This is a genomic window from Lysobacter yananisis (assembly GCF_031199375.1).
Classification (GTDB): domain Bacteria; phylum Pseudomonadota; class Gammaproteobacteria; order Xanthomonadales; family Xanthomonadaceae; genus Lysobacter; species Lysobacter yananisis.
Window position 1 is genome coordinate 4,090,721 of sequence record NZ_CP133568.1, and the last position, 25,892, is coordinate 4,116,612.

A 25,892-nucleotide genomic window follows, 5' to 3' on the forward strand; every position below is an offset into this window, starting at 1 on the left:
CCGCCGCGCCGGCGCTTCATCCGCCGGGCTTGCGCGCGGCCCGCGGCGGCAGCAGCGGCGCCAGTTCGCGCACGAACTGCTCGATCTTCTCCGGCGAATAGCCGCGGTGCGCCTGCACCAGCTTGCCGTCGCGGTCGACCACGAACAGGTTCGGCACCGTGCGCACGCCGTAGTAGCGCGCGGCGCTGCCGGGGTCGCGGATGAAATCCAGGTCCAGGTCCGGGTTCAGGCGCAGGAATTCTTCGTAGTCGTGCCGCGGTTCGTTGAGGTTGACCGCGATCACCTGCAGATGCTCGCGGCCGACCGAGCGCTGCAGGGTCGACAGCATCGGCAGCTCGCGCCGGCACGGCGCGCACCAGCCGGCCCAGAAGCTGATGACCACCGGCTTGCCGCGGTAGTCGCTGACCTTGACCGGTCGGCCGCTGCGGTCGAGTCCGAGGAAGTCGGGCGCGGGATCGCCGAGCGCGGGCGCGGCGGACGCGGCACGCGCGGGTTGCGCCGCCGCAGGGGGCGCGGCGGGGGCGGGCGTTTGCGCCGACGTGCCCGCGTAGGTGCTCGAGTAGACGCCCGCGCAGGCGAGCGCCACGAGCAGGCCGGCCAGCGGCCTCAGCCGGCGCAAGGCTTCACTTCTCGACGAAGGCGCGCTCGAACACATACTGCCCCGGCGTGCCGATGCGCGGCGCGGCGACGAAGCCGCGGCGGTCGAGGATCTCGCGGAAGTCGGCGAGCATCTGCGGGCTGCCGCAGATCATCGCGCGGTCGTGTTCGGCGTCCAGCGGCGCCAGGCCGAGCTGGTCCGTCATCCGGCCGCTGTCCATCATCTGGGTCAAGCGGCCGCGCTGGTCGCGGCCGTCGAAGACGAAGTCCTCGCGGGTCACCGCCGGGTAGTACTTGAGCTTGGCCGCGATCTGTTCGCCGAGGAACTCGTGCTGCGGCAATTCGTTGACGATGTAGTCGCGGTAGGCCAGGTCCTGCTCGCTGCGCACGCCGTGGCAGAGCACGACGTTCTCGAAGCGTTCGTAGGTCTCCGGGTCCTTGATCACCGACAGCCACGGCGCGAAGCCGGTGCCGGTGCCGAGCAGATACAGGTTGCGGCCCGGATGCAGGTCGTGGATCAGCAAGGTGCCGGTCGGCTTGCGCCCGACCAGCACGCTGTCGCCGGGCTGGATCGACTTCAGCCGCGAGGTCAGCGGGCCGTTGGGCACCTTGATGCTGAAGAACTCGAGCTGCTCTTCCCAGTTGGCGCTGGCGATCGAATACGCGCGCAGCAGCGGCTTGACCACGCCGTTCTCGTTCTGCACCTGCAGGCCGATCATCACGAACTGGCCGTTGTCGAAGCGGAAACCGTCGTCGCGGGTGGTGGTAAAGCTGAAGTAGTCGTCGGTCCAGTGACGGACGTCCAGCACCGTCTCGGTGCCAAAGGCGGAGGACATTGCGCGGTGGGCTGTGGAGCGGGGCGGACGGGTATTGTACTCGATTGGATGAGATCGATTCTTATCTTGGAGAAGTGAGCGGAGAGGAGTGAGGAGTGAGCAAGGGCGGAATCCTGCCTTCGCTCACTCCTCACTCCTCTCCGCTCACTCCTCCCCCCTCCCGGACCCCAAAACCCTAGTCCTGTCAACGGGTTCCCCCATCCCCCCAGCATTGCGACAATCCACGCGCGCCCCGCGGTCGGGGCTAGACGATTGGAAACGATGCAAGACCAGAACGCGCAGTCCGCACAGATCGCCCGCAAGATCGCCCAGCTCATCGCCGGCGAGATCAGCGCCCAAACCTCGCAGGTCCAGGCCGCGGTCGGCCTGCTCGACGAAGGCGCCACGGTTCCGTTCATCGCCCGTTACCGCAAGGAAGTCACCGGCGGGCTCGACGACATCCAGCTGCGCGATCTGGAATCGCGCCTGCGCTATCTGCGCGAGCTGGAGGACCGTCGCGCCGCGGTGCTGGAGAGCATCGCCGAGCAGGGCAAGCTCAGCGACGAGCTGCGCGCCGACATCGAGGCCGCCGACAGCAAGGCGCGGCTGGAAGACCTGTACCTGCCGTACAAGCCCAAGCGCCGGACCAAGGCCCAGATCGCGCGCGAGGCCGGGCTGGAGCCGCTGGCCGATGCGTTGCTGGCCGATCCGACGCTCAAGCCGGACGAGTTCGCCGCAGGTTTCGTCAGCGAGGAAAAGCAGGTCGCCGACGTCAAGGCCGCGCTCGACGGCGCGCGCGCGATCCTGATGGAGCGCTGGGCCGAGGACGCGACCCTGGTCGGCGGCTTGCGCACCTGGCTCGGCGAAGTCGGGATGATCCGCGCGCGCGTGGCCGAGGGCAAGGAGAACGAAGGCGCCAAGTACCGCGACTACTTCGACCACGTCGAATCGCTGGCCAAGATTCCTTCGCACCGCCTGCTGGCGCTGTTCCGCGCGCGCCGCGAGGAAATCCTGTTCCTCGACCTCGATCCGGGCAGCGACGCCGAAGCCGGCCACCAGCAGGGCGAGGGCCGCGTCGCGGTCAACGCCGGCATCAGCGACCAGGGCCGCCCGGCCGATCGCTGGCTGCTGGACTGCTGCCGCCTGACCTGGCGCGCCAAGCTGCACCTGCACCTGTTGCTGGACCTGTTCGGCCAGGCGCGCGAAAAGGCCGAAGCCGAAGCCATCGAAGTGTTCGGCGACAACCTCAAGGACCTGATGCTGGCCGCGCCGGCCGGTCCGCGCGCGGTGCTCGGGCTCGATCCGGGCCTGCGCACCGGGGTCAAGGTCGCGGTGGTCGACGCCACCGGCAAGTTCGTCGCCCACGACACCATCTACCCGCATGAGCCGCGCAAGCAGTGGGACCAGTCGCTGCATACGCTGCGCGCGCTGTGCGTCAAGCACGGGGTCGAGCTGATCGCGATCGGCAACGGCACCGCGTCGCGCGAAACCGACAAGCTCGCCGGCGATCTGATCAAGCTCATGGCCGATGCCAAGCTGACCAAGGCCGTGGTCAGCGAAGCCGGCGCGTCGGTGTATTCGGCGTCGGAATTCGCTTCCAAGGAGTTCCCGGATCTGGACGTGAGCATCCGCGGCGCGGTGTCGATCGCGCGGCGCCTGCAGGACCCGTTGGCCGAACTGGTCAAGATCGAACCCAAGGCGATCGGCGTCGGCCAGTACCAGCACGACGTCGATCAGTACCGCCTGGCGCGCGCGCTCGACGCGCGCGTGGAGGACTGCGTGAACGCGGTCGGCGTGCTGGTCAACACCGCCTCGGCGCCGCTGCTGGCGCGGGTGTCGGGCCTGTCCTCGACCGTGGCCGAGAACATCGTGCGCCACCGCGACGAAAACGGCCCGTTCAAGACCCGCAAGGACCTGCTCAAGGTGCCGCGCCTGGGCGAGAAGACCTTCGAGCAATGCGCCGGCTTCCTGCGCATCGTCGACGGCGACGAGCCGCTGGACGCCTCGGCCGTGCACCCGGAGGCGTATCCGGTGGTCGAGCGCATCGTCAAGCAGTGCGGGCGCGAGGTGAAGCAGTTGCTCGGCGATCCGCAGTTCGTGCGCAGCCTGAAGCCGGAGCCTTACACCGACGACAAGTTCGGCGTGCCGACCGTGCGCGACATCCTCAAGGAAATGGAAAAGCCCGGCCGCGATCCGCGTCCGGAGTTCAAGGCGGCCAAGTTCGCCGACGGCGTCGAGGACCTCAAGGACCTGCAGGTCGGCATGATCCTGGAAGGGGTGATCAGCAACGTCGCCGCGTTCGGCGCGTTCGTCGACATCGGCGTGCACCAGGACGGCCTGATCCACATCTCGGCGTTGTCGGACAAGTACGTCAAGGACCCGCGCGACGTGGTCAAGGCCGGCGACGTGGTCAAAGTGCGGGTGCTGGAAGTGGACATCCCGCGCAAGCGCATCGCCCTGACCCGGCGCCTGGACGACCCGGTGCCGGCGCCGCGCGCGCCCGGCGAACGCGGCGGCGGCAACGAGCCGCGCAACGACCGTGGCGGTCCGCGCGGCGGCGGTCGCCGAGATCAGCCGCAGCAGCGCGGCGGTTCGTTCGCGCCGCCGGGCAAGGGCTCGGCGCCGCTGGGCGGTGCGCTGGCGGATGCGTTCGCGCGGGCCAAGCAGAAGTCCTGATTCGCGCGTAGCGATGCAAAGAAAAAGCCGCCGTCGGGCGGCTTTTTCGTTATCGGGTTGCGGGTGGTTTTCGCGGTGGTTGCATCGGCGCGGTCGCGACTCGCGTCGCTCCTGCATGGGCTACCTGTAGGAGCGACGCGAGTCGCGACCGCGAACCTTCAACAGCGACGAACCCGTCCTACCGCGCCGCCGCCATCACTTCGCCTTGGGCGGCTCGATCCGCAACAACTTGCCATCGCTGTCGTCGGTCAGCGCATACACCTTGCCGTCGGCCGACACGCGCACGTCGCGGATGCGCCAGCCGAGCGGCTTGAGCAGCCGTTCTTCGCCGACGATCTTGTCGCCGTCGAGGCTCAGCCGGATCAGGCTGCCGTCCGACAGCGCGCCCAGGAACAGACTGTCGTTCCAGCCCGAGCCGGCGTGCCCGGTGTAGAAGGCCATGCCCGACAGCGCCGGCGATTTCTCCCACACGTGGTACGGCGGCTCCATCCCGGGCTTTTCCTTGCCTTCGGCCTCGGCGATCTTCAGCCCGCTGTAGTCGATGCCGTGGGTGACGATCGGCCAGCCGTAGTTCTTGCCCGCTTGCGGCAGGTTGATCTCGTCGCCGCCGCGCGGGCCGTGTTCGGCTTCCCACACGGTGCCGGTGCGCGGGTCTATCGCGAGCGACTGCATGTTGCGGTGGCCGTAGCTCCAGATTTCCGCGCGCGCGTCGTTACGGCCCACGAACGGATTGTCGGCCGGCACGCTGCCGTCGAGATTCAGCCGCACCAGCTTGCCCTGCAGCTTGTCCAGTTCCTGCGAGGCCATGCGCTGCTGGCGCTCGCCCTGGGTGATGAACACGTGGCCCTTGTCGTCGAAGGCGATGCGCGAGCCGAAGTGATTGGGACCGACCAGTTTCGGCTGCTGCTGGTAGATCCGCTTCACATCGCTCAGCGCGTCGGCGCCGAGCGTGGCGGTCGCCACCGCGGTGCCGGCGCTGTCGTCGGGACCGGGTTCGGCGTAGCTGAGATAAATGCGCTGGCTGCTGGCGAAGTCCGGCGCCAGCACCACGTCGAGCAGGCCGCCCTGGCCCTGCGCCCAGACCTCGGGCACGTTCTTCAGCGGCGCGGAGATCGCGCCGTCGGCGCCGACCCGGCGCAGGCGGCCGGGGCGTTCGGTGACCAGGAAGCCGCCGTCGGGCAGCAGCGCCACCGCCCAGGGATGCTCCAGGCCGCTGGCGACTTCGGTCACCTGCAGCTCGCCCAGTTCGCTCGGCACGGCGTGGGTGGTGGCTTGCTTCGGCGCCGGCTTGGGCGCGGCGGCCGCGGCCGCGGCGTCGTTGCCTTGCTGGCAGGCGGCCAGGCTAAGCAGCAGGGCGGCGGCGAGCGCGCCGCGGCGTAGGTCGAAAGTCATGCATCGTTCCTGGGCGGGGACATGCGTTCGACCATAGCCCGATGCGGTGATCGCGACAATTCGACTTGTGTTTGCGTTTGTAGCTCGCGCAGAGGCCTGAACATGGCGGTCGCGGCTTGCGCCGCTCCTACATGGGCTCCCTATAGGAGCGGCGCGAGCCGCGACCGCGAACCTTCGCCTACGTCGCCATCCGTCTATGCCCGTGCCGCCGCAACGGCCGCGCGCACGACCGCATGCCGCCGCTCACCGATACCCCGCCGCCTGCAACTCGAACAACTCCGCATAGCGCCCGCCCTGCGCCAACAACTCCTCGTGGGTGCCGCTGGCCTCCAGCCGCCCCTGCGCCAGCACCAGGATGCGGTCGGCCATGCGCACGCTGGAGAAGCGGTGCGAGATCAGCACCGCGGTCTTGTCCTGCGACAGTTCCTTGAAGCGCTGGAACACCTCGAACTCGGCGCGCGCGTCCAGCGCCGCGGTCGGTTCGTCGAGGATCATCACCTGCGCGTCGCGCATGTAGGCGCGGGCGATCGCGATCTTCTGCCACTGTCCGCCGGACAGGTCCACGCCGGTCTTGAAGCGCCGGCCGATCTGCTGGTCGTAACCCATCGGCAGCGATTCGATGACTTCGTCGGCCATCGAGCGCCGCGCCGCCTCGCGGATGCGCTCGCCATCGTCCATCGCGTCGATCTGGCCGACGCCGATGTTCTCGCCGGCGGTGAGGTGGTAGCGGACGAAGTCCTGGAAGATCACGCCGATGCTCGCGCGCAGCTGGTCCAGGTCGTATTCGCGCAGGTCGCGGCCGTCGAGCAGGATGCGGCCCTCGTCGGGGTCGTACAGCCGCGCCAGCAGCTTGACCAGGGTCGTCTTGCCGGCGCCGTTCTCGCCGACCAGGGCCAGCACTTCGCCGGCGCGCAGTTCGAAGCTCAGCCCGCGCAGCGCCCAGTGCTCGGCGTCGGGATAGCGGAAGCCGACGTTGTCGAATACGAAGCCGGTGCGGATCGGCTTCGGCACCGCCGCGGCGTCGGCCGGCGAGGCGATCTCCGGCTCGATCCGGAAGAACGAGAACAGGTCGTCGAGGTACAGCGCCTGTCCGGCGACCTGGGAGAAGCCGACCAACAGCCCTTCGAGCAATTGGCGCAGGCGGCGGAAGCTGCCGGCCAGAAAAGTCAGATCGCCGATGCTGAAATCGCCCTTCACCGTGCGCCAGGCGATGTAGCCGTACGCGACGTAGTAGCCCAGCGTGCCGAGCCCCGCCAGCACCGTGCCCCACAACGCGCGGCGGCGGGCGAGGGCGCGGTTGGCCTTGAAGAACTTGTCGGCGAGCTGGCGATAACGCGCGATCAGGAAGCGGTGGAGGTTGAAGATCTTCACCTCCTTGGCCGTTTCCACGCTGGCGCCCATCTGGCGCACGTATTCGAGCTGGCGCCGTTCCGGGGTCCAGGCGTAGTTGAGCGAATAGCCCAGCGCGTTGAAGTGGGCCTCGCCGACGAAGGCCGGGATCAGCGCCACCGCCAGCAGCGCGATCAGCCACGGCGCGTAGACCAGCAGGCCGACGGCGAAGCTGATCACGGTGACGGTGTCCTGGACCTGGCCGAACAACTGGCTCATCAGGCTCATCCGCCCCACCGTCTGGCGGCGCGCGCGGTCGAGGCGGTCCTGCAGGTCGGGGTCTTCGAAGTCCTCCAGGTCCAGGTTCGCGGCGTGCTCCATCAGGCGCACGCTGGTGGCGTTGGTGAACAGTTCCGACAGCAGCTGGTCGCCGTAGCTGATGATCCGCCCGAGCAGGTCGGAACCGACCGCCAGGCCGAATTCGAGCAACAGCAGCGCGGCCAGGGTGTCGAGCTGGCCGCCGTGCCAGGCCTGGGCCAGCGAATCCACGTGCACACCGGAGGCGACCAGGCGCACCGCCTCGTCGATGATCAGCTTGCCGACGTACAAGGTCGCGATCGGCAGCAGCGCGCGGACCAGGCGCAGGCCGAGGGTGACCAGGGTCAGCGCCGGGCTGGTGGCCCAGATCTGGCGCAGGAACGGCGGCAGGTTGCGCAGCGCGTCGAAGCGCTCGCGCAGGCTGGGCTTGCCGGCGTGGCCGGCGGCGCGGGCCGGATCGGACGGCGCGGGAGTGGCGGGATCGGGTCGGCTCATGCGGCGATTCTGCCAACTCCCGCGGCGCGGCGGCGTCACGGCGCCGTGGCGGCCGGCGACGACGCGGCGCGCGCGGCCTTCATGCGCGCCGTCGCGGTTTCGAACATTTGCGCTGTGGTTACTGACAGGTCGCGGCCGGCGGACGCGCGGGTAAGGTAACTGCGCGCTCCGCGCGGAGCGCCCGGCCGCGGCACGGCCGGTTCGCCACGAAAAGGAGAATTCGCATGACCTTCAAGCAATTGCCCGCGCCGCTCAAGCGCTGGCGCGCGACCGCCGCGCTGGCGGCGTTCGCCTTCGCGTTCGCGTTCGGCGCGACCGCGGCTTCGCGCGACATCATCGTCTGCGGCGGCGGCGTCTACTGCGATGCCGAAGTGCGCCAGCCGTGCCTGGATTCGGGCAAGAGCGCGGCGTTCTGCGACCGCCTGTGGCGCGGCTGCGTGCTCGACGCCTGTCCGCAGTAAGTCCGGAACGTCGCGGCCGAGCCCGAGCCCGGCCCGATCCGCAACCGCAACCGCAACCGCAACCGCCATCGAAAAGGAGAGTTCGAATGAAATCGTTCGCCATGCTCAAGACCCGCCGCGCCGGCCTCGCCCTGGCCCTGTTCGCCTTCGCGTTCGCGTTCGGCGCGACCGCCACGCCGCGCGACCTGATCGTCTGCGCCGGCGGCGTCTATTGCTACGACCTGCAGCGCGAGTGCGAGCAGGAACACGGCGCCGGCGCGTACTACTGCGAGCTGCAGTGGCGCTCCTGCGTGCTCGACGCCTGCCCGCAGTAATGCCGGCGCGGCCCGCTCCGTCGGGGCGGCCCGCTCCGTCGGGGCGGGCCGCTCGCGCGAGCGGCGCTACAGCGCGGCGGCGCGGCCGAAGAACGGCAGATACAGCGCGACCACCAGGACCGCGATCGCCGCCAGACCCGCGACCACGCCGAACCGGCCGGCCCAGCGGTCGCGCTGCGCCTGCGGCGCGGCCAGCCACAGCGCCAACACCGCCACATCCAACAGCCACGGCGCCCAGGCGTAATCGAAGACCAGGCGGGTCAGCGCGGGCAGTTCGGCGCCCAGGCCGGCATAGGCCGCCTCGAACCGCGGCGCCAGTGCCAGCGCGGCGATCGCCGCCAGCGACGGGAACGCCAGGCCGGCCAGCAGCCACAGCGGGTTGAACGGCGGCGCGGCGGGGCCGGGCGGCGGCGATTTCGGCGGTCGGAGGCTCATCGGATGCGGTTCGCCCTGGCAGGTCGGCCCGATGGAGGGGGCGGCGTCGCGGCCGCGGCCGCCGGCCGGGCCGGGAGGGGTAGAATAGCCGTCCCCACCGCCAGCCTTATCGCCCGCCGTGACCGCAACTCCGTCTTCGGCCGCTTCCCGCGGCCCCGTGGTCGTCCGCCAGGACGACCTGATCCAGTCCGTCGCCGACGCCCTGCAATACATCAGCTACTACCACCCGGTCGACTACATCAAGAACCTCGCCGCCGCGTACGAGCGCGAGGAAAGCGTGGCGGCCAAGGACGCCATCGCCCAGATCCTGATCAACTCGCGCATGTGCGCCGAGGGCCACCGGCCGATCTGCCAGGACACCGGCATCGTCACCGTGTTCCTGGAAATCGGCATGGACGTGCGCTGGGACGGCGCGACCATGGGCGTGGAGGACATGGTCAACGAAGGCGTGCGCCGCGCCTACAACCACCCCGACAACAAGCTGCGCGCCAGCGTGCTGGCCGATCCGGCCGGCAAGCGCGCCAACACCAAGGACAACACGCCCGCGGTCGTCAACGTCAAGGTCGTGCCGGGCAACACCGTCGACGTCATCGTCGCGGCCAAGGGCGGCGGTTCGGAGGCGAAGTCGAAGTTCGCGATGCTCAACCCGTCCGATTCCATCGTCGACTGGGTGCTCAAGACCGTGCCGACCATGGGCGCGGGCTGGTGCCCGCCGGGCATGCTCGGCATCGGCATCGGCGGCACCGCCGAGAAGGCGATGCTGCTGGCCAAGGAATCGCTGATGGAACCGATCGACATCACCGAGCTGCAGGCGCGCGGCGCCAGCAATCGCGCCGAGGAACTGCGCCTGGAACTGTACGAGAAGGTCAACGCGCTCGGCATCGGCGCGCAGGGCCTCGGCGGCCTGACCACGGTGCTCGACATCAAGGTCAAGGACTACCCGACCCATGCCGCCAACCTGCCGGTGGCGATGATCCCGAACTGCGCTGCGACCCGCCACGCCCACTTCACCCTCGACGGCAGCGGCCCGGTCATGCTCGACCCGCCGTCGCTGGAAGACTGGCCGAAGCTGACCTACGACTCGTCCAAGGGCCGCCGCGTCGATCTCGACAGGGTCACCGCCGAAGACGTGACGAGCTGGAAGCCCGGCGAGGTATTGCTGCTCAACGGCAAGCTGCTGACCGGGCGCGACGCCGCGCACAAGCGCATCGTCGACATGCTCAACAAGGGCGAGCCGCTGCCGGTCGACTTCAAGGGCCGCTTCATTTATTACGTCGGTCCGGTCGATCCGGTGCGCGACGAAGTCGTCGGCCCGGCCGGCCCGACCACGGCCACGCGCATGGACAAGTTCACCGAACAGGTGCTCGCGCAGACCGGCCTGCTCGGCATGGTCGGCAAGGCCGAGCGCGGCCCGGCCGCGATCGAGGCGATCCAGAAGCACAAGTCGGTTTACCTGATGGCGGTCGGCGGCGCGGCTTATCTGGTGTCGAAGGCGATCAAGGCCTCGCGCGTGGTCGGCTTCGCCGACCTGGGCATGGAAGCGATCTACGAATTCACCGTGCAGGACATGCCGGTGACGGTCGCGGTCGACAGCGCCGGCGAATCGGTGCACAAGACCGGGCCTAAGGAATGGCAGGCGCGCATCGGAAAGATCCCGGTGGTGGTCGAGTAAGCCTCGGCCTGCATCGCGCTGCGACCCCAAGACGCCCGGCTCCGGCCGGGCGTCTGCGTTTCGGCCGAAGCCCCTGTAGGAGCGGCGCGAGCCGCGACCGCGACAACGCAATAACGACGCAAGCATCGACGCAGTTGCGTTGCCGCGGTCGCGGCTCGCGCCGCTCCTACAGGTAGCCCATGCGGTTGCGCGCCGAACGTTTGGCTCAGAGCTTCTTGACCAGCTGCGCCAACATCTTCTTCGTCGCAGGCCGCGTCAGGTATTCCTTCGCCAGCGTCTCCAACGCCAGCACGTTCGTCTCGCTGGTGTCGTCCAGGTCGTCCAACCCGACCAACAGCTCCGCCTGCATCCGGTAATACCCGTCGCCGACCAACTGCCGGGCGATGTAATCGACCGAATCGGTATTGCCGTCGAACAGCACGTCGATGATCGGCACCGCCCACTCCAGCGCGCCCCAGGTCCGCGCCGATTCCAGGCTGATGCTGCGGGTGCGCTCGCCGGTGCCGACCGACAGCACCACCAGGTCGCGGCTGTTGTCCACTTTCGCGTCCTTGCGCAGCGCTTCGGCGATCGCGCAGGCGGTGGGATTGTTGGCGACCACGCCGCCGTCGATCAGCGCGCAGTGCTTGCCTTCCACCTTCATCGGATGCGCCGGGAAATAGGTCGGCGCCGCGGTCGAGGCGCGGCAGACCTCCCACACCGGCAGGTCGCGGTGCTTGGGGTCGAAGCTTTTGAAGATCACCGGCGTGCGCGAGATCGTGTCGTAACTGGTCACCAGCACCGGCGCCTTGAGCTGGCCCAGCGTGGTCTTGCCGAACACCTTGCGCAGCACCTGCTCGATCCCGCTGCCGTCGTAGCGCGGCGCCGAGAAGCCGTCGCTGACCAAACGGTTGGCGCGCGACCACAGCCGCCCGGCGAGATTGGGAAAGATCGTATGGCGCTGGTCGCGGTACAGCTGCGCCAGCGCGTCGGGCGAGAAGCCGGCCGCCAGCCCGCAGGCCACCAGCGCGCCGGTCGAACTGCCGGCGAGGAGGTCGAAGCGATCGAGCAGGCCGTGTTTGCCGCCCGTGGTTTTGGCGCTCGGGGCCGGTGCGTCGCGGGCGTTTTCGGCCCGGGCCTTGCCCGCCGGCGGTTTTCCCGCCTGCGCCAGCGCCTGCTCGACGCCGGCCAGCCAGTGGCAGCTCACCAGACCGCGGATGCCGCCGCCGTCCAGGCAGAGGATGCGCCGCATCTTCATCGGGATTTCCGTCAGGGCGGGGCAGGGTAGCGCGGGCTACCTGCGCGGCAGGGCCGACGGTGTCGCAGTTCCCGTGTTTTGTCCGCGCGGCGGCGATCGTTCGCCGGCGTCGAAGGACGCTCCCCTGTAGGAGCGGCGCGAGCCGCGACCGCGACAAATCAACCACGCCGCAACTGTCGTCGCAGCTGCGTTGTCGCGGTCGCGGCTCGCGCCGCTCCTGCACGGGCTACGGCCGGTTCAGTACCACTCCAGCAACGAGATGCCCAGGCCGATGTAGGTGGCCTTGTGGTTGTAGTCGATCAGGCTCTCGCCGTAGCCGTCGAAGATCTGCAGATGCCCGCGCAGCTGGTTGTGGATCGGGAAACCCCAATCGAACTGCAGCGCCCCGTGCGAGCGGTCGCCGCCGCGCAGCGAATGCCGCGCCATCAGCGAGAACTCGTGGCCGCCGCGGCGGTGGACCAGGGTCAGGTCGCCGCGGCCCATGTAGTCCTCGATGTCGGGATTGTCGTCGTCGTTGCCGTCGGAGACGCGGTACCACGGCCGCAGCGTCAGCGCCCAGTCCTCGCGGTCCAGGCCGATGTTGAACATCACCCGGTTCCAACTGCGCGAGAGCGGATCGGCGCGGCCGTTGGACTGGTGGTTGAGGCCGACTGCGAACATGCGCCCCTTCCAATCGCCGATGCGGTAGTTGTTGCGGAACACCAGCAACACTTCCGGCTCGTAGTTGGTCTCGCGGAACGGACGCGAATTCTCGGCGTTGTAGACCTGCCAGCGCGAGGACTGGGTGTAGCCCATCCACACGTCGCCGTTGTCGCCGAACAGGTTCTCCACCGCCTTGGTCTTGAAGCTGATCTGGAACTTGGTTTCGACGCTGTCCAGCGACTGCGGCTCGCTGACCGTGTTGCGCGGGTTGGGCGAGTGAGGGCGCGTGTTCGGATCGTTGTTCCAGAACACCGGCAGCAGGTACACCGGCTTGTAGGCGCGGAAGTTGAACAGGCCCAGCTTGGAGTCCTTGGCCAGTTCCCACCGGCTGTCGAGCAGGCCGCCCTTGCCGGCGTTGGCGATGGCATCGGCGAGCGGCGCGTCGTGCGCGAACACGCCGCCGCCGGCGGCCTGGCGCGCGCGCTCGACCACCCCGGGCTTGGGCTGGCCGGCGAGCTCGTCGCCGAGTTCGAGGTTGCGCTGGATCGCCTTGGCTTCCTTGGCGGCGATGTCGGCGTTGCGCACGTCGCCGCCTTGCCGGCCCAGCGCCGCGTCGTAGCAGGCCAGGCGGTCGGCGTCGCCGTTGATCGCCACGCAGGCCTGCGCGGTGGCCGGTTGCGGCGCGGTCTGCGCGGAGGCCAGCAGCGGCGCGGCGGCCAGCGCGGTCGTCAGGAGGGAGCGGGAATAGAACATAAGCAAGGACGTCCGATAGGCAAGCGTGCGAGGCGTTCGTACGCAGGCGCCGGGCCTGCGGTGCAGGAGTCTTGCACTGCCGCGCGAATGCGGTGTGAACCGTTAATGGAGCGGAGCGTCGATGCGGGCCGTCGACGCGGGCCGCGCCTACACGAACCAGGCGATCGCGAAGGCCCCGACCATGGCGAAGGCCAGCCCGAGCTTGAACACCGTGCCCACGACGATGCCGACCCAGGTGCCGACGCCGACCTTGGTGGCCTGGTCGAGTTGGTGGGTGTGGATCCACTCGCCGACCAGCGCTCCCACGAACGGGCCGATGAACACCCCGATCAGGCCGAAGAACAAGCCGGCGAAGGTGCCGATCACCGAACCCACGATCGCAAGCTTGCTGGCCCCGACCCGCTTGGCTCCCATCGCGGTCGCGGCGAAGTCGACCACCATCGACAGCAGCGTCAGCAGACCCAGGATCGTCAGTGTGATCCAGCCCACTTTTTCGAACTTGGACACCCACGAGGCCAGCAGCATGCCGACGAACACCAGCGGCGGGCCGGGCAGTGCCGGCAGGACCGTTCCGGCGATTCCGAGCAGCACCAGAAACGCGGCGAGAATGTAATAAAAGCCATCCAAATCCATGTGTAATCCCTAAGCGGACGGGCGGTCCGGCGTGGTTTGCATTTTGGCCCATGTCGGGGTACGTTGCGGGCGCTGCGTTTGCCAAGGGTCACCGTGAATCGTGGCCCGATGCGGTTGATCCACCGATCCGCTACATCGTTGCACCTCGCTTCCTCCTTGCAACCAGCACGCGAGCGTTCGCGCCAACACACCACGTTTCAAGGAGAGAGTAGCGATGTCCGGTAAAGAGATCGGAACCGTCAAGTGGTTCAACGACGCCAAGGGTTTTGGCTTCATCAGCCGCGAAAACGGCGAGGACGTGTTCGTGCATTTCCGCGCGATCCAGTCCCAGGGCTTCAAGAGCCTGAAGGAAGGCCAGAAGGTCTCGTTCACCGTGGTCCAGGGCCAGAAGGGCCTGCAGGCCGACGCGGTCGAGCCGATGTAAATCGCACTGCGTGCGATGCTGCGCTGCCGCACGATCGGCGCGCAACTCGGAAAAACCCGGCTACGGCCGGGTTTTTCTTTTCGTATACTTTTGATCGTTATCACAAATGCGAATCCCGCGGCCGGCAGTCGTCGCGTCGACGCCGCATTCGCGAGGCGATTGCGCGCGCTGCCGCGGTCCCGGTTTTCGTCGCGAGCTGCCGCGGCCGCTCGCGATGCCCGGCGCGCCGCGCCGTAAATACAAAAAGCGCCGGGGACCGTCCCGATCCCCCGGCGCCGCGGCGGCCGTCCGTGGCCGCCAGCACCTTCCTTGTGCCGCTCAATGCGGTTCCGGCGACCCGTCCTCGCCCCGCACCGGTACCGCTGCGTGCCCTCGCTTGCACGCCGAGCCTGTCTTCGGGCACGTCGCGGGCCTCGTTTCCCGCGCCGTTCCCGCCGCCTCCTGCGGAGTGTGCGCATCCCTGCGCCGGCTCGTGGAAATCCAACGTCCGGTACTGCGCATCGGGGTTGAGCCCAGGCATAAAAAAAGCGGCCCGCACCGGGCGGGCCGCTGGCAGCCTGGGCGCGATGGGCGTCTGATGCCGCCCGTCGCGCGTGGCCTGTCCGGGACGACTCAGTTCTGGAAGGGAGTGTTCTCGGCGAAGTACTCGTGGTTGTCGGCGTTGTCGAGCGCGTTGGTCGGGTTGCTGGTCGCCAGATTCTTGGCCGCGGCCTGGCCGTAGGCGTGATCGTCGGTGCCGGCGACGACGGTGAAGTGGCTCATCTCGTGGACCAGGGTTCCGGCCTTGGAGTCGGTGCCGGTCAGCGGCGCGTTCCAGAACGCGTTGCACACGTAGATCTGGTACGGCTGGTTCGCGTACACGTAGGCGTAGGCGCTGCTGGTGCAGCCGCAGTTGATGGTGATCTGGCCGTTGTTCTGGTCCAGCGCGGCGTCGATGGCCTGGAAGTGCGAGCGCGCGGTCGAGTAGCGGCTGGCGGTGTAGGCGCCGAACCAGGTGGTGTAGCGCGGGCCGACGGTGCCGGCGTTGAGATAGCCCTTGGCGTTCTCGGAATAGGCGCGCGCCTGGACCACGGCCTGGCCGGCCGAACTGGTGCGCGCGGTGGTGCAGCCGACGTAGTTGACGCCGTTGACCACCGCGGTCGGGCCGACCGGCTTCTTCGCCGCGGCGACCTTGGTCCCGCCGAGCTGGTCGATGCCGTCCACCCACAACTGCAGCGGCGCGCTCTGCGCGCTCATCGGCAGGCCGTTGGCCTGGTGCAGCATGACCCGGTCGGACGTGGAGGCGTGCTGCAGCGGCGCGCGGAAGGTCACCACGTACTGGCCGGTGCGCGAGAGGTCGTAGCCGGCCGACAGGTCGACGATGCGGCGCACGGTTTCGCCCGGCTGCAGGATCGCGAAGTCCGCCGCGGACGGCAGGCCGCGCTTGACCATCTTGCCTTCATAGGCGACCGCCTCGCCGTTGTAGCTGATCGAGAACAGCTTGGCGTCGAACTCGTCCGAGGGCAGCTGCCACTTGGGCAGGCGCACCGCCTTCTTGCTGGTGTTGGTGACGCTGACCTCGACCGCGCCGAGGAAATCGTCGGCGTTGCCGGTCACCGCGACCATGCCGATGCGCAGCGGGTTGTTCTGCGTCGCCGAAGGCGGCGTGGCGACGGCGGCGGCGATCGCGCCGGACAGCACGGCGCCCACGGAAACCACATGCACGATGCGAAGTTTCATTCCGACTCTCCCGGTGATGCGTTGACTTGCGTTGGCTGGGCCCGCGGCGCGGACCGCACGACGCTAGCGCAGGCGCCCATCCGGGAAGAGAGCGTTTGGTGCATTAGTTCCGCGGCCAATCGTGATGGCCGTGGTGAACCGGAAACGTCGCGGACGCACAAGAAAAACGGCCCGTGATGCGGGCCGTTTTTCTTCGTTACATTGTTTCATCGCGCGCCGCGGCGGCGCGCGCCGCGTCAGCGGATGTAGGCGCGGCCGTTGGCGACGCGCACGTAGGTGTTCTCACGGATGCCGTCGAGGTCCTTCTGGGTGACCACCTGGGTGCGGCCGTCGTCCATGCGCACATAGACGTTGTAGCTCGGCGCGCCGACCCGGTTCTGGATCGCGTTGCCGGCGACCGCGCCGGCGACCGCGCCGGCCACGGTGGCGCTGTTCTTGCGGCCCTTGCTGTCGGTGTGGTCGTCGGCGATCTTGCGGCCGGCCACCGCGCCGACCAGGCCGCCGAGCACCGCGCCGGTGGCGCTGGGCGCGGTGCCCTGGGTGCTGATCTGCTCGATCCGGGTGACCACGCCGCAGTCGTAGCAGCGGTTCTGATCGCCGTAGCCCGGCTGCGGCTGCTGCGGGTAGTTGTTGTAACCGCCGCCGCCGCCGTAACCGCCACCACCATAGCCCGGCGAAGTCGCGCAACCGGCGAGGGCGAGCGAAGCCGCGGCTGCGACGCCCAGCAAACGGATGTTCTTGGTATTCATTCCAGGCTCCTGCGCTTTGTGCATGCGATGTGGCGACCGTCGCCACGCGCTTGCCAAGCTAAAAGCCGCCACGTGAACAGGTGTTCAATTTCGGCGCCTCGCCGGTGCCGGTTCGAGTACGCGTTCAGCTTGAAGCGGGCGGCCGCGGCGCGTCGCGGCCGGCGCACAAGCGAACGGCGCGACCCGCCAGGGCCGCGCCGTTCGTCGTTTGCGATTCGACCGCCGATGCCGGTGCGGCTCAGCCGCGGAAATCCTGATGGCAGGCCTTGCAGGCTTCGCCGATCTGCTCGGCCACCGTGGTCACGCCGGCGCAGCTGACCGGCGGATTGGTCCGAGCATTGTCAAGCGCGGCGCGCATTTTTGCCGAATGCTGAGAAAAGCGCTGGTCGTCCTTCAGCCCGGGGAATGCAGGATCGAGATCATCGGCCATCATGCGTAGCGCACTGATATGCGGCAAGGTGTCGGTAGCGGCGCAACGATTCTGTGTGACCCTGTCTTTAAGTTGATTCAGGTGCCACTGTTGTACTTGCATGACGCTGCCAGGGAATTTGTCCTGACGTTGGTTCCAGGCGTTCATCAGCATCACAGTGGCGACGACGCCGCCGACCAGGCCGATCAGGAACAGGAACAGATACTTCGAACCATTGCCTTTGCGCTTCGGCGCGGCGGCGGTGGGCTGGGTGTCGCTCATTGCCTGGCCTCCATCCAAGATCGCGGCACGATAGCACGCACGGATGTGAGCTTGAGATCACGCGGGCGAGCGGCGATGCGCGGGCGCAGCGGCCGCTTGCCGGCGCGCGCGGGCAGGGTGGGGGCGCGCGAAGCCGCCGCCGGGCGCGCCGATGGCCCGCTGCTTTCCGCGGTCGCGGCGGGCGCGCGCGGCCGCGGCCTTTACAATGGCGCGATGAACGCCATCGCTTCCGAATCCGCCGACACCCTCTGGCAAGAACGCTTCGCCGGCATCGACCGCCTCTACGGCCAGGGCGCCGTCGCCCGCTTCCGCCAGTGTCGGGTGGCCGTGGTCGGCATGGGCGGGGTCGGCTCGTGGGCGGTGGAGGCGCTGGCGCGCACCGGCATCGGCCACCTGACCCTGATCGACGCCGACGACCTGTGCGTGTCCAACACCAACCGCCAGTTGCCGGCGCTGGCCGGCCAGTACGGCCGGGCCAAGGTCGAGGCGATGGCCGAGCGCTGCCGCGCGATCAACCCGGGGATCGAGGTCGATGCGGTGCAGAGCTTCCTGACGCCCTCGAACCTGTCCGAATTGCTGGACCGCGGCTTCGATCTGGTCCTGGACGCCTGCGACAGCTTCCGCAGCAAGGTCGAGCTGATCGCCTGGTGCCGGCGGCGAAAGCTGCCGGTGATCGCGGTCGGCTCCGCCGGCGGCCGCACCGATCCGACCCTGGTGCGGGTGCGCGACCTCTCGCGCACCGAGCACGACGCGATGCTGGCGTTGATCCGCAAGAAGCTGCGCAGCGAATTCAACTTTCCCAAGAACGCCAGCCGCTACTTCGGCGTGTCGGCGATCTATTCGCTGGAGAACGTCAAGTACCCGCAGCCCGACGGCACGGTGTGCGGGCTGCGGCCCAAGCTCGACGGCGACGCCGCGCTCAAGCTCGACTGCGGCGCGGGGCTGGGCGCGGCGACGCACATCACCGGGGTGTTCGCGTTCGCGGCGGTGGGCCGGGCGCTGGAGATTCTGTTGAAGCCGAAGGCGCAGGCGGACTGATTCCTGTCGGTTCGCTGCGAGCGGATCGAAAGGCGTCGGGACTGAAGTCCCTCCCACAACAGCGGGCCGCTGTATTGGGCAAGCGCGGCTGTTGTGGGAGGGACTTCAGTCCCGACGCTTTTCTTTCAGCGCTTACGAATCCAGCCCGAACAACCGCCGCGCATTGTCCGACGTCGCCCGCGCCACTTCCTCGGCCGGCACCCCGCGCAGCCGCGCGATGGTCCCGCAGATCCCCGCCAGCCGCGCCGGCTCGTTGCGTTGCCCGCGTATTTCCGCATCGGGCTGATCCGGCGCGTCGGTCTCCAGCAGCAGGAATTCCAGCGGCATCGTCGCCACGATCCGCCGCAGCCGCTGCGCGCGCTCATACGTGACCGGACCGCCCAGCCCGAGCAGGAAGCCGAGTTTCCACAACTGCTGCGCCTGCTCCTCGCTGCCCGAATAGCTGTGCACCACCCCGCGCAGCCCGCCGACCCGGCGGATCGCGGCGAGGGTAGCGTCGACCGCGTGGCGCGCATGCACGATCACCGGCAGGTCGAACTCGCGCGCCAGTTCCAACTGGCCGTCGAAGTACCGCGACTGCGTCTCGCGGTCGAGCCCTTCGATGTAGTAGTCCAGCCCGCATTCGCCGACCGCGCACGGGCGCTCGCGCTGCAGCCATTCGCCCAGCAGCGGCAGGTGCCCGGGGCGGTGCGAATCCAGGAACATCGGATGCAGGCCGTAAGCCGGATGCAGCCCCGGCGCGGCCGCGCAGACCTCGCGCAGCTTGGGCCAGCCGGCGGCGTCGATCGCCGGCACCACTTGCGCGGCGACGCCGGCGGCGCGCGCGCGCGCGACCACTTCGGCGCGGTCCGGGTCGAACTCCGGCGCGTCGAGGTGGCAGTGGCTGTCGATCAAGCCGTTGCTCGGCACAGCCGCGCTCAGCGCGGCGCCGGCGGCGGCGGCTCGATGCTGCCGGCCCGCGGCTGCTTGCGGTTCTTCCAGTTGGCCAGCAGCAAGGTGCCCAGGCCGAGCAGGAGTTCGTCGACGAAGGGGATCAGGTCGGGAATCGCCAGGTCGACCGCGAACAGCGTCGCGGTCAGCACGAACAGCCGCGGATAGCTCAGGCGGCCGAGAAAACCCATCAGGGGAGCGAGCAGCGGATTGGCCATGGCGGTGAACGGGTTGTGATGCAGTTGGCAAACACGCTAGCACGTGCCGGCGGAAGGGTTTATGCAGGGGACAGATTGGCGCTAAAAAGGCTCGATTCAATAGGCACCGGTTCAGCTTTCCGGTGGTGGAATGACCCCGCCCAACGCGATCTTTACATCCGGTAAGGATCGTACCGACGACCACCGCGGTTCCCCCGCTGCAGGAGGCTCCAAATGAACAAGAACATGATTGCTGTCGCTATCGCGTCGCTGCTGGTCGGCGGCGTGGCGGTCGCGGCTTTCCAGAGCTTCCGCGGCCCCGCCGCTCCGGTAGCGGCGCTGACTCCGGCGCCCGGCCAGGAGATGCCGAACGCGGTCAACGGCGCGACCCCGGCCGGCGATCTCGCCGCCAGCGGTGCGATCAACACCCAGCCGCAGGTCGATTACGCCGACGTGGTCAACGTCAAGCCGATCAACCAGAAGGAGAAGCTGTACGCGACCGTGATCGGCACCGATCCGGTACGCGAGACCAGCACCGTGTCGACCCCGCGCGAAGTGTGCGAGGACGTGGTGGTGCAGGAGCGCCTGCCCGAGCGCGACGGCAACGTCGGCGGCACGGTGGTCGGCGCGGTGGTCGGCGGCCTGCTCGGCAACCAGGTCGGCAAGGGCAACGGCCGCAAGGCCGCGACCGCGGCCGGTGCCGTGGCCGGCGGCTTCATCGGCAACCGCGTGGACCGCAACCATGTCGGCGGCCGCGTGGTCAACCGCACCGAACGCCAGTGCCACACCGTGTCCGACTCCTCGCAGTCGAGCAAGGTCGTCGCCTACAACGTGACCTACCGCAATCCGGACGGCACCACCGGCACCACGCGCACCGAGTCCAAGCCCGGCAGCCGCATTTCGCTGGGTTCGGAAAACAAGGTGGTCGGCTACAACGTGACCTACCGCTACCAGGGCCAGGAGCAGACCGTGCGCATGGACGAGCGCCCGACCCAGCGCCTGCCGGTGGTCGACGGCCAGGTGGTGACCCAGACCGCCTCGCTGGCGGCGCCGGGGCGCGGTTGAGCGCAGCCCGCGCAGGGCGCGACAGACAACCCGAAGCGGGGCCGGTTCATCCGGCCCCGTTTTTTTTTGCGCGAAGGGCTGCAAGAAAGAATGGATTTTCTGCGCGGCGGGACGTGGCGGCATGCGTTGCCGCATCGCGGCCGCACCCGCCGAGCATGCCGTAGCGGTTCCGCGGCGGCGCGCGGGCGCGTCGAAAACCGCTTGAAAACAGAGGCGCCGCGCGTCGGCGTCGATTCGGCGCCGATTTCGCCGACGCGCGCGGAAACCGCTTTCGCGCGGCGCGCGCCCGGCCAGCCGCCAGCCCTGGCCTTACCCCGGCTTCGCCCGCCCATTACAATGGCCGTCTTTCTGCCCAAAACAGGTCTCCGGCGCGCCATGGCCCTGCATCCCTACGATCTCTTCGACGTCCGTTCCCTGCTCAGCGAAGAGGAGCGCGCCGTACAGGACACCGTGGCCCGCTTCACCGACGAGCGCGTGATCCCGATCATCGGCGACGCCTTCGACCAGGGCCGCTTCCCCAAGGAACTGGTTCCGGAAATCGCCGAACTCGGCCTGCTGGGTTCCTCGCTGCCGGAGCAATACGGTTGCGCCGGCCTCAACGCGGTCAGCTACGGCCTGATCTGCCAGGAACTCGAGCGCGGCGACAGCGGCATCCGCAGCTTCGTCAGCGTGCAGTCCTCGCTGTGCATGTACCCGATCTACGCCTACGGCAGCGAAGAGCAGCGCATGCGCTGGCTGCCGGGCATGGCCAAGGGCGAGATCATCGGCTGCTTCGGCCTGACCGAGCCGCACGGCGGTTCTGATCCGGCCAACATGAAGACCAACGCCAAGCGCGACGGCGGCGACTGGATCCTCAACGGCTCCAAGATGTGGATCACCAACGGCAACCTCGCCGACATCGCCATCGTCTGGGCGCAGACCGAGGACGGCATCCAGGGCTTCGTGGTCGAGAAGGGCATGCCCGGTTTCGCCGCCCAGGAGATCAAGCACAAGATGAGCCTGCGCGCGTCGGTGACCTCGTCGCTGTTCTTCGACAACGTGCGCGTGCCCGACGCCAACCGCCTGCCGAACGTCAAGGGCCTCAAGGGCCCGCTGGGCTGCCTGACCCAGGCCCGCTACGGCATCACCTGGGGCCCGATCGGCGCCGCCATCGCCTGCCTCGACGAAGTGCTGGGCTACACCAAGGAACGCATCCTGTTCAACCGTCCGGTCGCGGCGACCCAGTCGGCGCAGATCAAGATGGCCGAGATGGCCCGCCGCATCACCCTGGCGCAGTTGCTGGTGGTGCAGCTCGGCCGGCTCAAGGACGCCGGCAACATGCAGCCGACCCAGGTCAGCCTGGCGAAGTGGAACAACTGCCGCATGGCCATCGATATCGCGCGCGAATGCCGCGACCTGCTCGGCGGCGCCGGCATCACCACCGAGCACGGCGCGATCCGCCATGCGCTGAACCTGGAATCGGTCATCACCTACGAGGGCACCGAGACGGTGCACCAGCTGGTGGTCGGCCGCGAATTGACCGGCATCAACGCGTTCTGATCCCGCGCTCCCGCCTGCGGGAGCCCGATGTGTTTCCTTCTCCCTCCTGCGGGAGAAGGTGGCCCGAAGGGCCGGATGGGCGCGCGCGCGGCAACTGCGTTGCCCTCGCCGCAACCCCTGTCCCGCAAGCGGGGCGGGGGCTTTCCAAGCCAAGCCAGAGCATTCCGGGGAACCGATCCATGATGACGATCGCCGACATCGAACTGGAAACCCCGCGCCTGCTCCTGCGCCCGCCGCGGCTGGAGGATTTCGACGCCTGGGCGCAGTTCATGGGCGCCGGCGACTACCTGCGGTACATCGGCGGCCCGCAGCCGCGGCCGGTGGCCTGGCGCGGGCTGATGTCGGTGATCGGCTCCTGGGCCGCGCTCGGCTACGGCTTCTTCTCGGTGTTCGAAAAGTCCTCGGGCCGCTGGATCGGCCGGCTCGGCCCGTGGCAGCCGGACGGCTGGCCGGGCACCGAGGTCGGCTGGGGCATCGTCGAGAGCGCGGGCGGGCAGGGCTATGCCAGCGAAGGCGCGGCCGCGAGCATCGACTGGGCGTTCGACCACCTGGGCTGGAGCGAGGTGATCCACACCATCGACGCCGGCAACCTCGCGTCCAAGGGCGTGGCGCGCAAGCTCGGCTCGCGTTACCTGCGCCAGGACCGCCTGCCCGAACCCTTCCACGAGAAGGAAGTGGAAGTGTGGGGCCAGAGCCGCGAGGAATGGCGCGCGCGGCGCAAGGCCGGGGCCGCGCAGGCATGATCACCGTCCACGGCTTCTCGCCCTCGGGCAACTGCCACAAGCTGCGCCTGCTGCTGGAGCAGCTCGGCGAGCGCTATCGCTGGGTCGAAGTCGACAGCAGCCGCGGCGAGACCCGCACCGCGCAGTTCCTCGCGCTCAATCCCAACGGCAAGGTGCCGGTGGTGGATTTCGGCGACGGGCGCACGCTCAGCGAATCCAACGCGATCCTCTACTACCTGGCCGACGGCAGCGAATTCCTGCCGGCCGACCTGTGGCAGCGCGCGCAGGCGCTGAGCTGGATGAACTTCGAGCAGTACAGCCACGAGCCGAGCATCGCCGTGGCCCGCTTCATCGCCGGCTGGACGCCGCTGGATTCGCCGCGCCGCGCCGACCTGCCGGCGCTGCGCGAGCGCGGCCACCAGGCGCTGGCGGTGATGGAGCGCCACTTGCAGGACCGCGCATGGTTCACCGGCGAGCGCTACGGCATCGCCGACATCGCCTTGTTCGCCTACACCGACGTCGCCGCGCACGGCGGCATCGCGCTGGACGGCTATCCCGCGATCGTGTCGTGGCTGGCGCGGGTGCGCGCCACGCCGCGCTTCGTGGCCTTGCCCGAACCCGACGCGCAGGCCGCGCAGCGGATCGCCGAAAGCAACCGTTCCCTCTGAATTCCCCCTAGTCGAGCCGGCCCGGACAGGGCGGCGGAGTCCCCGATGTCAGCGCAACCGCAGTCTTCGATCTTCAGCCAGATGCCGAACTTCAACCCGGTCGCGAGCCCGATCCCGGCGCGCATGAAGGGCCTCAACCGGGCCGAGATCTGCGACGTCAATTTCGTCGAGTTCGTGAAGGCCTGGAACGGCCGCGGCGACGCGCCCCCGGCGCCGGAAGAGGCGATCCTCGACGGCAGCGCGCTGGATGCGCGCGGCTTCCGCGAGCTGTTCGAATCGCAGCTGATCAGCCGCCATCTCGACCTGATGGCGCGGGTGCTGCGGGTGCAGAACAAGGTCTTCTACACCATCGGTTCCAGCGGCCACGAAGGCAATGCGATGGTCGCGCGCGCGGCGCGCCACACCGATCCGGCGTTCCTGCACTACCGCAGCGGCGGCTTCATGGCCGAGCGCTTCCGCAAGCTGCCGGGCATGGACCCGGTGATGGATTCGGCGCTGTCGTTCGCCGCCAGCGCCGAGGATCCCGCGTCCGGCGGCCGCCACAAGGTGTGGGGCAGCAAGCCGTTGTGGGTGCTGCCGCAGACCTCGACCATCGCCTCGCACCTGCCCAAGGCGCTGGGCACCGCCGTGGCGATCGAGACCGCGCGCCGCCTCGGCCATGCGCTGCCGATCCCCGACGACAGCATCGCCATCTGCTCCTTCGGCGACGCCTCGGCCAACCACGCCACCGCCCAGACCGCGTTCAACGCAGCCGCCTGGACCGCGTACCAGAAGCTGCCGGCGCCGGTGCTGTTCGTGTGCGAGGACAACGGCATCGGCATCTCGGTGAAGACCCCGGGCGGCTGGATCGGCAACCGCTTCCGCAACATGGACGGGCTGGATTATTTCGCCGCCGACGGCCTCGACCTCGCCAGCGGCTACGCCGACGTGCAGCGCGCGGTCGCGCATTGCCGCGGCACCCGCCGCCCGACCTTCCTGCACCTGCGCACCACCCGCATCATGGGCCACGCCGGCACCGACTTCGAGATCGAATGGCGTCCGGTCGAGGAGCTGTGCGCGGTCGAAGCCAGCGACCCGCTGCTGCGCTCGGCGGCGATCGCGCTGGAGTCGGGGCTGATGTCGAAGGACGAAGTGCTCGCGCTGTACGAGGCCACGCGCGCGCGCTGTTTCGCCGCGGCCGAGGACGCCGACCGCCGGCCCAAGATCGAGACCCTCGAACACGTGATCGCGCCGCTGGCGCCGTACACGCCGGCCGCGGTCCAGGCCGAAGCGCAGCGCGCCGATTACGCCGAGCGCCGCCTGCAGGCCTTCGGCAGCGAAGCCAAGCTGCCCGAGGCGCAGCCGCCGCGGCACCTGGCGATCCAGATCAACAACGCGCTGCACGACCTGTTCGCCAAGTACCCCGAAACCCTGCTGTTCGGCGAGGACGTGGCGCAGAAGGGCGGCGTCTACACCGTCACCAAGGGCCTGCAGAAGGCGTTCGGCCCGCGCCGGGTGTTCAACACCCTGCTCGACGAAACCATGATCCTCGGCCTGGCGCAGGGCTTCGCCAACGTCGGCCTGCTGCCGATCCCGGAAATCCAGTACCTGGCGTACTTCCACAACGCCTGCGACCAGATCCGCGGCGAGGCGGCCTCGCTGCAGTTCTTCAGCAACAACCAGTACCGCAACCCGATGGTGGTGCGCATCGCCGGCCTGGGCTACCAGCGCGGCTTCGGCGGCCACTTCCACAACGACAACTCGATCACCGCCTTGCGCGACATTCCCGGCCTGGTGGTCGGCTGTCCCTCGCGCGGCGACGACGCGGCGACCATGCTGCGCACGCTGACCGCGCTGGCCAAGGTAGACGGCCGCGTGGCCGTGTTCCTGGAGCCGATCGCGTTGTACATGACCAAGGACCTGTACGAAGCCGGCGACGGCAAATGGCTGACGACGTATCCGTCGCCGGACCAGGCCATGACGCTGGGCGAGGGCAGGGTGTATGCGCCCGAAGACGGCAGCGAAGGCGACGACCTGGTGATCTTCACCTACGGCAACGGCGTTCCGATGAGCCTGCGCGCCGCGCGCCGGATCGACCAGGCGCACGGCTGGAAGGCGCGCGTGGTCGATCTGCGCTGGCTGGTGCCGCTCAACGACGCCTACATCGCCGAGCAGGCCCGCGGCGCCAAGCGCGTGATCGTGGTCGACGAAGGCCGCCGCAGCGCCGGCGTGGGCGAGGGCGTGATCACCGCGCTGGCCGAGGCCGGCTTCGGCGGCGTGCCGCTGCAGCGCGTGGTCGGCGTGGACACCTACACCCCGCTGGCCGGCGCGGCGTTCCTGGTGATCCCGGGCGACGACGACATCGTCCGCGCCGCCGACGCGCTGGCGCAGGGCTGACGCCG

The 25,892-nt window shown here is 69.0% G+C and carries 24 protein-coding genes and 1 pseudogene; 12 read left to right on the forward strand and 13 right to left on the reverse strand.

Annotated elements, in window-relative coordinates; all coding sequences use genetic code 11:
• Positions 1-16 precede the first annotated feature (16 nt).
• Entirely contained in the window at positions 17-619 is a 603-nt protein-coding gene (locus tag RDV84_RS17105; protein WP_309151020.1) for a TlpA family protein disulfide reductase, read from the reverse strand.
• Between the two features lie 4 nt (positions 620-623).
• Positions 624-1,433, reverse strand: a complete 810-nt coding sequence (locus RDV84_RS17110) for a ferredoxin--NADP reductase (RefSeq protein ID WP_309151021.1) — start codon at positions 1,431-1,433, stop codon at positions 624-626.
• A gap of 261 nt (positions 1,434-1,694) precedes the next feature.
• Here RDV84_RS17110 and RDV84_RS17115 point away from each other — a divergent pair, with 261 nt between their 5' ends.
• A complete protein-coding gene (locus RDV84_RS17115) occupies positions 1,695-4,088 on the forward strand; it encodes a Tex family protein (protein WP_425606239.1) in 2,394 nt (797 codons plus the stop codon).
• A gap of 195 nt (positions 4,089-4,283) precedes the next feature.
• On the opposite strand, the gene RDV84_RS17120 is transcribed toward RDV84_RS17115, so the two are convergent.
• Together RDV84_RS17120 and RDV84_RS17125 are read right to left on the reverse strand one after the other, a co-directional pair.
• The gene (locus tag RDV84_RS17120; protein WP_309151022.1) at positions 4,284-5,480 is read right to left on the reverse strand and encodes a PQQ-dependent sugar dehydrogenase; all 1,197 of its coding nucleotides are present in this window, start codon (positions 5,478-5,480) and stop codon (positions 4,284-4,286) included.
• Between the two features lie 243 nt (positions 5,481-5,723).
• A complete protein-coding gene (locus RDV84_RS17125) occupies positions 5,724-7,622 on the reverse strand; it encodes an ABC transporter ATP-binding protein (protein WP_309151023.1) in 1,899 nt (632 codons plus the stop codon).
• A gap of 224 nt (positions 7,623-7,846) precedes the next feature.
• Here RDV84_RS17125 and RDV84_RS17130 point away from each other — a divergent pair, with 224 nt between their 5' ends.
• Positions 7,847-8,083, forward strand: a complete 237-nt coding sequence (locus RDV84_RS17130) for a hypothetical protein (protein ID WP_078999987.1) — start codon at positions 7,847-7,849, stop codon at positions 8,081-8,083.
• Positions 8,084-8,169: 86 nt separating this feature from the next.
• The gene (locus RDV84_RS17135; RefSeq protein ID WP_309151024.1) at positions 8,170-8,397 is read left to right on the forward strand and encodes a hypothetical protein; all 228 of its coding nucleotides are present in this window, start codon (positions 8,170-8,172) and stop codon (positions 8,395-8,397) included.
• 66 nt (positions 8,398-8,463) lie between these two features.
• Here the strand turns inward: RDV84_RS17135 and RDV84_RS17140 are convergent, their stop codons facing one another.
• On the reverse strand, positions 8,464-8,832 hold the full coding sequence (locus tag RDV84_RS17140) for a hypothetical protein (protein WP_309151025.1): 369 nt from the start codon (positions 8,830-8,832) through the stop codon (positions 8,464-8,466).
• 157 nt (positions 8,833-8,989) lie between these two features.
• On the opposite strand from RDV84_RS17140, the gene RDV84_RS17145 reads away from it, so the two are divergent.
• Positions 8,990-10,504, forward strand: a complete 1,515-nt coding sequence (locus tag RDV84_RS17145) for a fumarate hydratase (RefSeq protein WP_309151026.1) — start codon at positions 8,990-8,992, stop codon at positions 10,502-10,504.
• Between the two features lie 205 nt (positions 10,505-10,709).
• Here the strand turns inward: RDV84_RS17145 and RDV84_RS17150 are convergent, their stop codons facing one another.
• From RDV84_RS17150 to RDV84_RS17160, 3 genes are all read right to left on the reverse strand, one after another.
• Positions 10,710-11,741 (reverse strand): patatin-like phospholipase family protein, encoded by a 1,032-nt coding sequence (locus tag RDV84_RS17150; protein WP_079000006.1) that lies wholly within the window; start codon positions 11,739-11,741, stop codon positions 10,710-10,712.
• Between the two features lie 237 nt (positions 11,742-11,978).
• Positions 11,979-13,136, reverse strand: a complete 1,158-nt coding sequence (locus tag RDV84_RS17155) for a phospholipase A (protein ID WP_078997567.1) — start codon at positions 13,134-13,136, stop codon at positions 11,979-11,981.
• A 147-nt stretch (positions 13,137-13,283) separates the two neighbouring features.
• Positions 13,284-13,769, reverse strand: a complete 486-nt coding sequence (locus RDV84_RS17160; protein ID WP_309151027.1) for a DUF456 domain-containing protein — start codon at positions 13,767-13,769, stop codon at positions 13,284-13,286.
• Between the two features lie 214 nt (positions 13,770-13,983).
• On the opposite strand from RDV84_RS17160, the gene RDV84_RS17165 reads away from it, so the two are divergent.
• Positions 13,984-14,193: a cold-shock protein gene (locus tag RDV84_RS17165; protein WP_057948016.1), complete on the forward strand. Its 210-nt coding sequence runs from the start codon at positions 13,984-13,986 to the stop codon at positions 14,191-14,193.
• 612 nt (positions 14,194-14,805) lie between these two features.
• Here the strand turns inward: RDV84_RS17165 and RDV84_RS17170 are convergent.
• The 3 genes from RDV84_RS17170 to RDV84_RS17180 all read right to left on the reverse strand — a co-directional run bounded on the left by RDV84_RS17170 (position 14,806) and on the right by RDV84_RS17180 (position 17,352).
• Complete coding sequence (locus RDV84_RS17170) at positions 14,806-15,912, reverse strand: M35 family metalloendopeptidase (protein WP_309151028.1); 1,107 nt, start codon at positions 15,910-15,912, stop codon at positions 14,806-14,808.
• A gap of 236 nt (positions 15,913-16,148) precedes the next feature.
• Positions 16,149-16,661, reverse strand: coding sequence for a glycine zipper 2TM domain-containing protein (locus RDV84_RS17175; protein WP_078997553.1), 513 nt, complete (start codon positions 16,659-16,661; stop codon positions 16,149-16,151).
• A 238-nt stretch (positions 16,662-16,899) separates the two neighbouring features.
• Complete coding sequence (locus RDV84_RS17180; protein ID WP_309151029.1) at positions 16,900-17,352, reverse strand: hypothetical protein; 453 nt, start codon at positions 17,350-17,352, stop codon at positions 16,900-16,902.
• A gap of 213 nt (positions 17,353-17,565) precedes the next feature.
• Here RDV84_RS17180 and tcdA point away from each other — a divergent pair, with 213 nt between their 5' ends.
• Positions 17,566-18,390, forward strand: coding sequence for a tRNA cyclic N6-threonylcarbamoyladenosine(37) synthase TcdA (gene tcdA, locus RDV84_RS17185; protein ID WP_309151030.1), 825 nt, complete (start codon positions 17,566-17,568; stop codon positions 18,388-18,390).
• Between the two features lie 10 nt (positions 18,391-18,400).
• A pseudogene (locus tag RDV84_RS26760) lies at positions 18,401-18,457 on the forward strand (DUF6053 domain-containing protein); the annotation flags it as partial.
• A gap of 65 nt (positions 18,458-18,522) precedes the next feature.
• On the opposite strand, the gene RDV84_RS17190 reads toward RDV84_RS26760, so the two are convergent.
• Positions 18,523-19,284: a TatD family hydrolase gene (locus tag RDV84_RS17190; protein WP_309151031.1), complete on the reverse strand. Its 762-nt coding sequence runs from the start codon at positions 19,282-19,284 to the stop codon at positions 18,523-18,525.
• 23 nt (positions 19,285-19,307) lie between these two features.
• Positions 19,308-19,538, reverse strand: a complete 231-nt coding sequence (locus RDV84_RS17195) for a DUF6116 family protein (protein ID WP_309151032.1) — start codon at positions 19,536-19,538, stop codon at positions 19,308-19,310.
• A 213-nt stretch (positions 19,539-19,751) separates the two neighbouring features.
• On the opposite strand from RDV84_RS17195, the gene RDV84_RS17200 reads away from it, so the two are divergent.
• The 5 genes from RDV84_RS17200 (at position 19,752) to RDV84_RS17220 (ending at position 25,887) form a co-directional block, all read left to right on the forward strand.
• Positions 19,752-20,582 carry a glycine zipper 2TM domain-containing protein gene (locus tag RDV84_RS17200; RefSeq protein ID WP_309151033.1) on the forward strand — a complete coding sequence of 277 codons (831 nt, stop codon included), beginning with the start codon at positions 19,752-19,754 and terminating at the stop codon, positions 20,580-20,582.
• 375 nt (positions 20,583-20,957) lie between these two features.
• Positions 20,958-22,121, forward strand: coding sequence for an acyl-CoA dehydrogenase family protein (locus RDV84_RS17205; protein WP_078997549.1), 1,164 nt, complete (start codon positions 20,958-20,960; stop codon positions 22,119-22,121).
• A 182-nt stretch (positions 22,122-22,303) separates the two neighbouring features.
• Positions 22,304-22,864, forward strand: a complete 561-nt coding sequence (locus tag RDV84_RS17210; RefSeq protein ID WP_057948008.1) for a GNAT family N-acetyltransferase — start codon at positions 22,304-22,306, stop codon at positions 22,862-22,864.
• A complete protein-coding gene (locus tag RDV84_RS17215; protein WP_078997572.1) occupies positions 22,861-23,511 on the forward strand; it encodes a glutathione S-transferase family protein in 651 nt (216 codons plus the stop codon). Before RDV84_RS17210 ends, RDV84_RS17215 begins: the two co-directional genes overlap by 4 nt.
• Before the next feature lie 81 nt (positions 23,512-23,592).
• The gene (locus tag RDV84_RS17220; protein WP_309153746.1) at positions 23,593-25,887 is read left to right on the forward strand and encodes a thiamine pyrophosphate-dependent enzyme; all 2,295 of its coding nucleotides are present in this window, start codon (positions 23,593-23,595) and stop codon (positions 25,885-25,887) included.
• Positions 25,888-25,892: the final 5 nt, after the last annotated feature.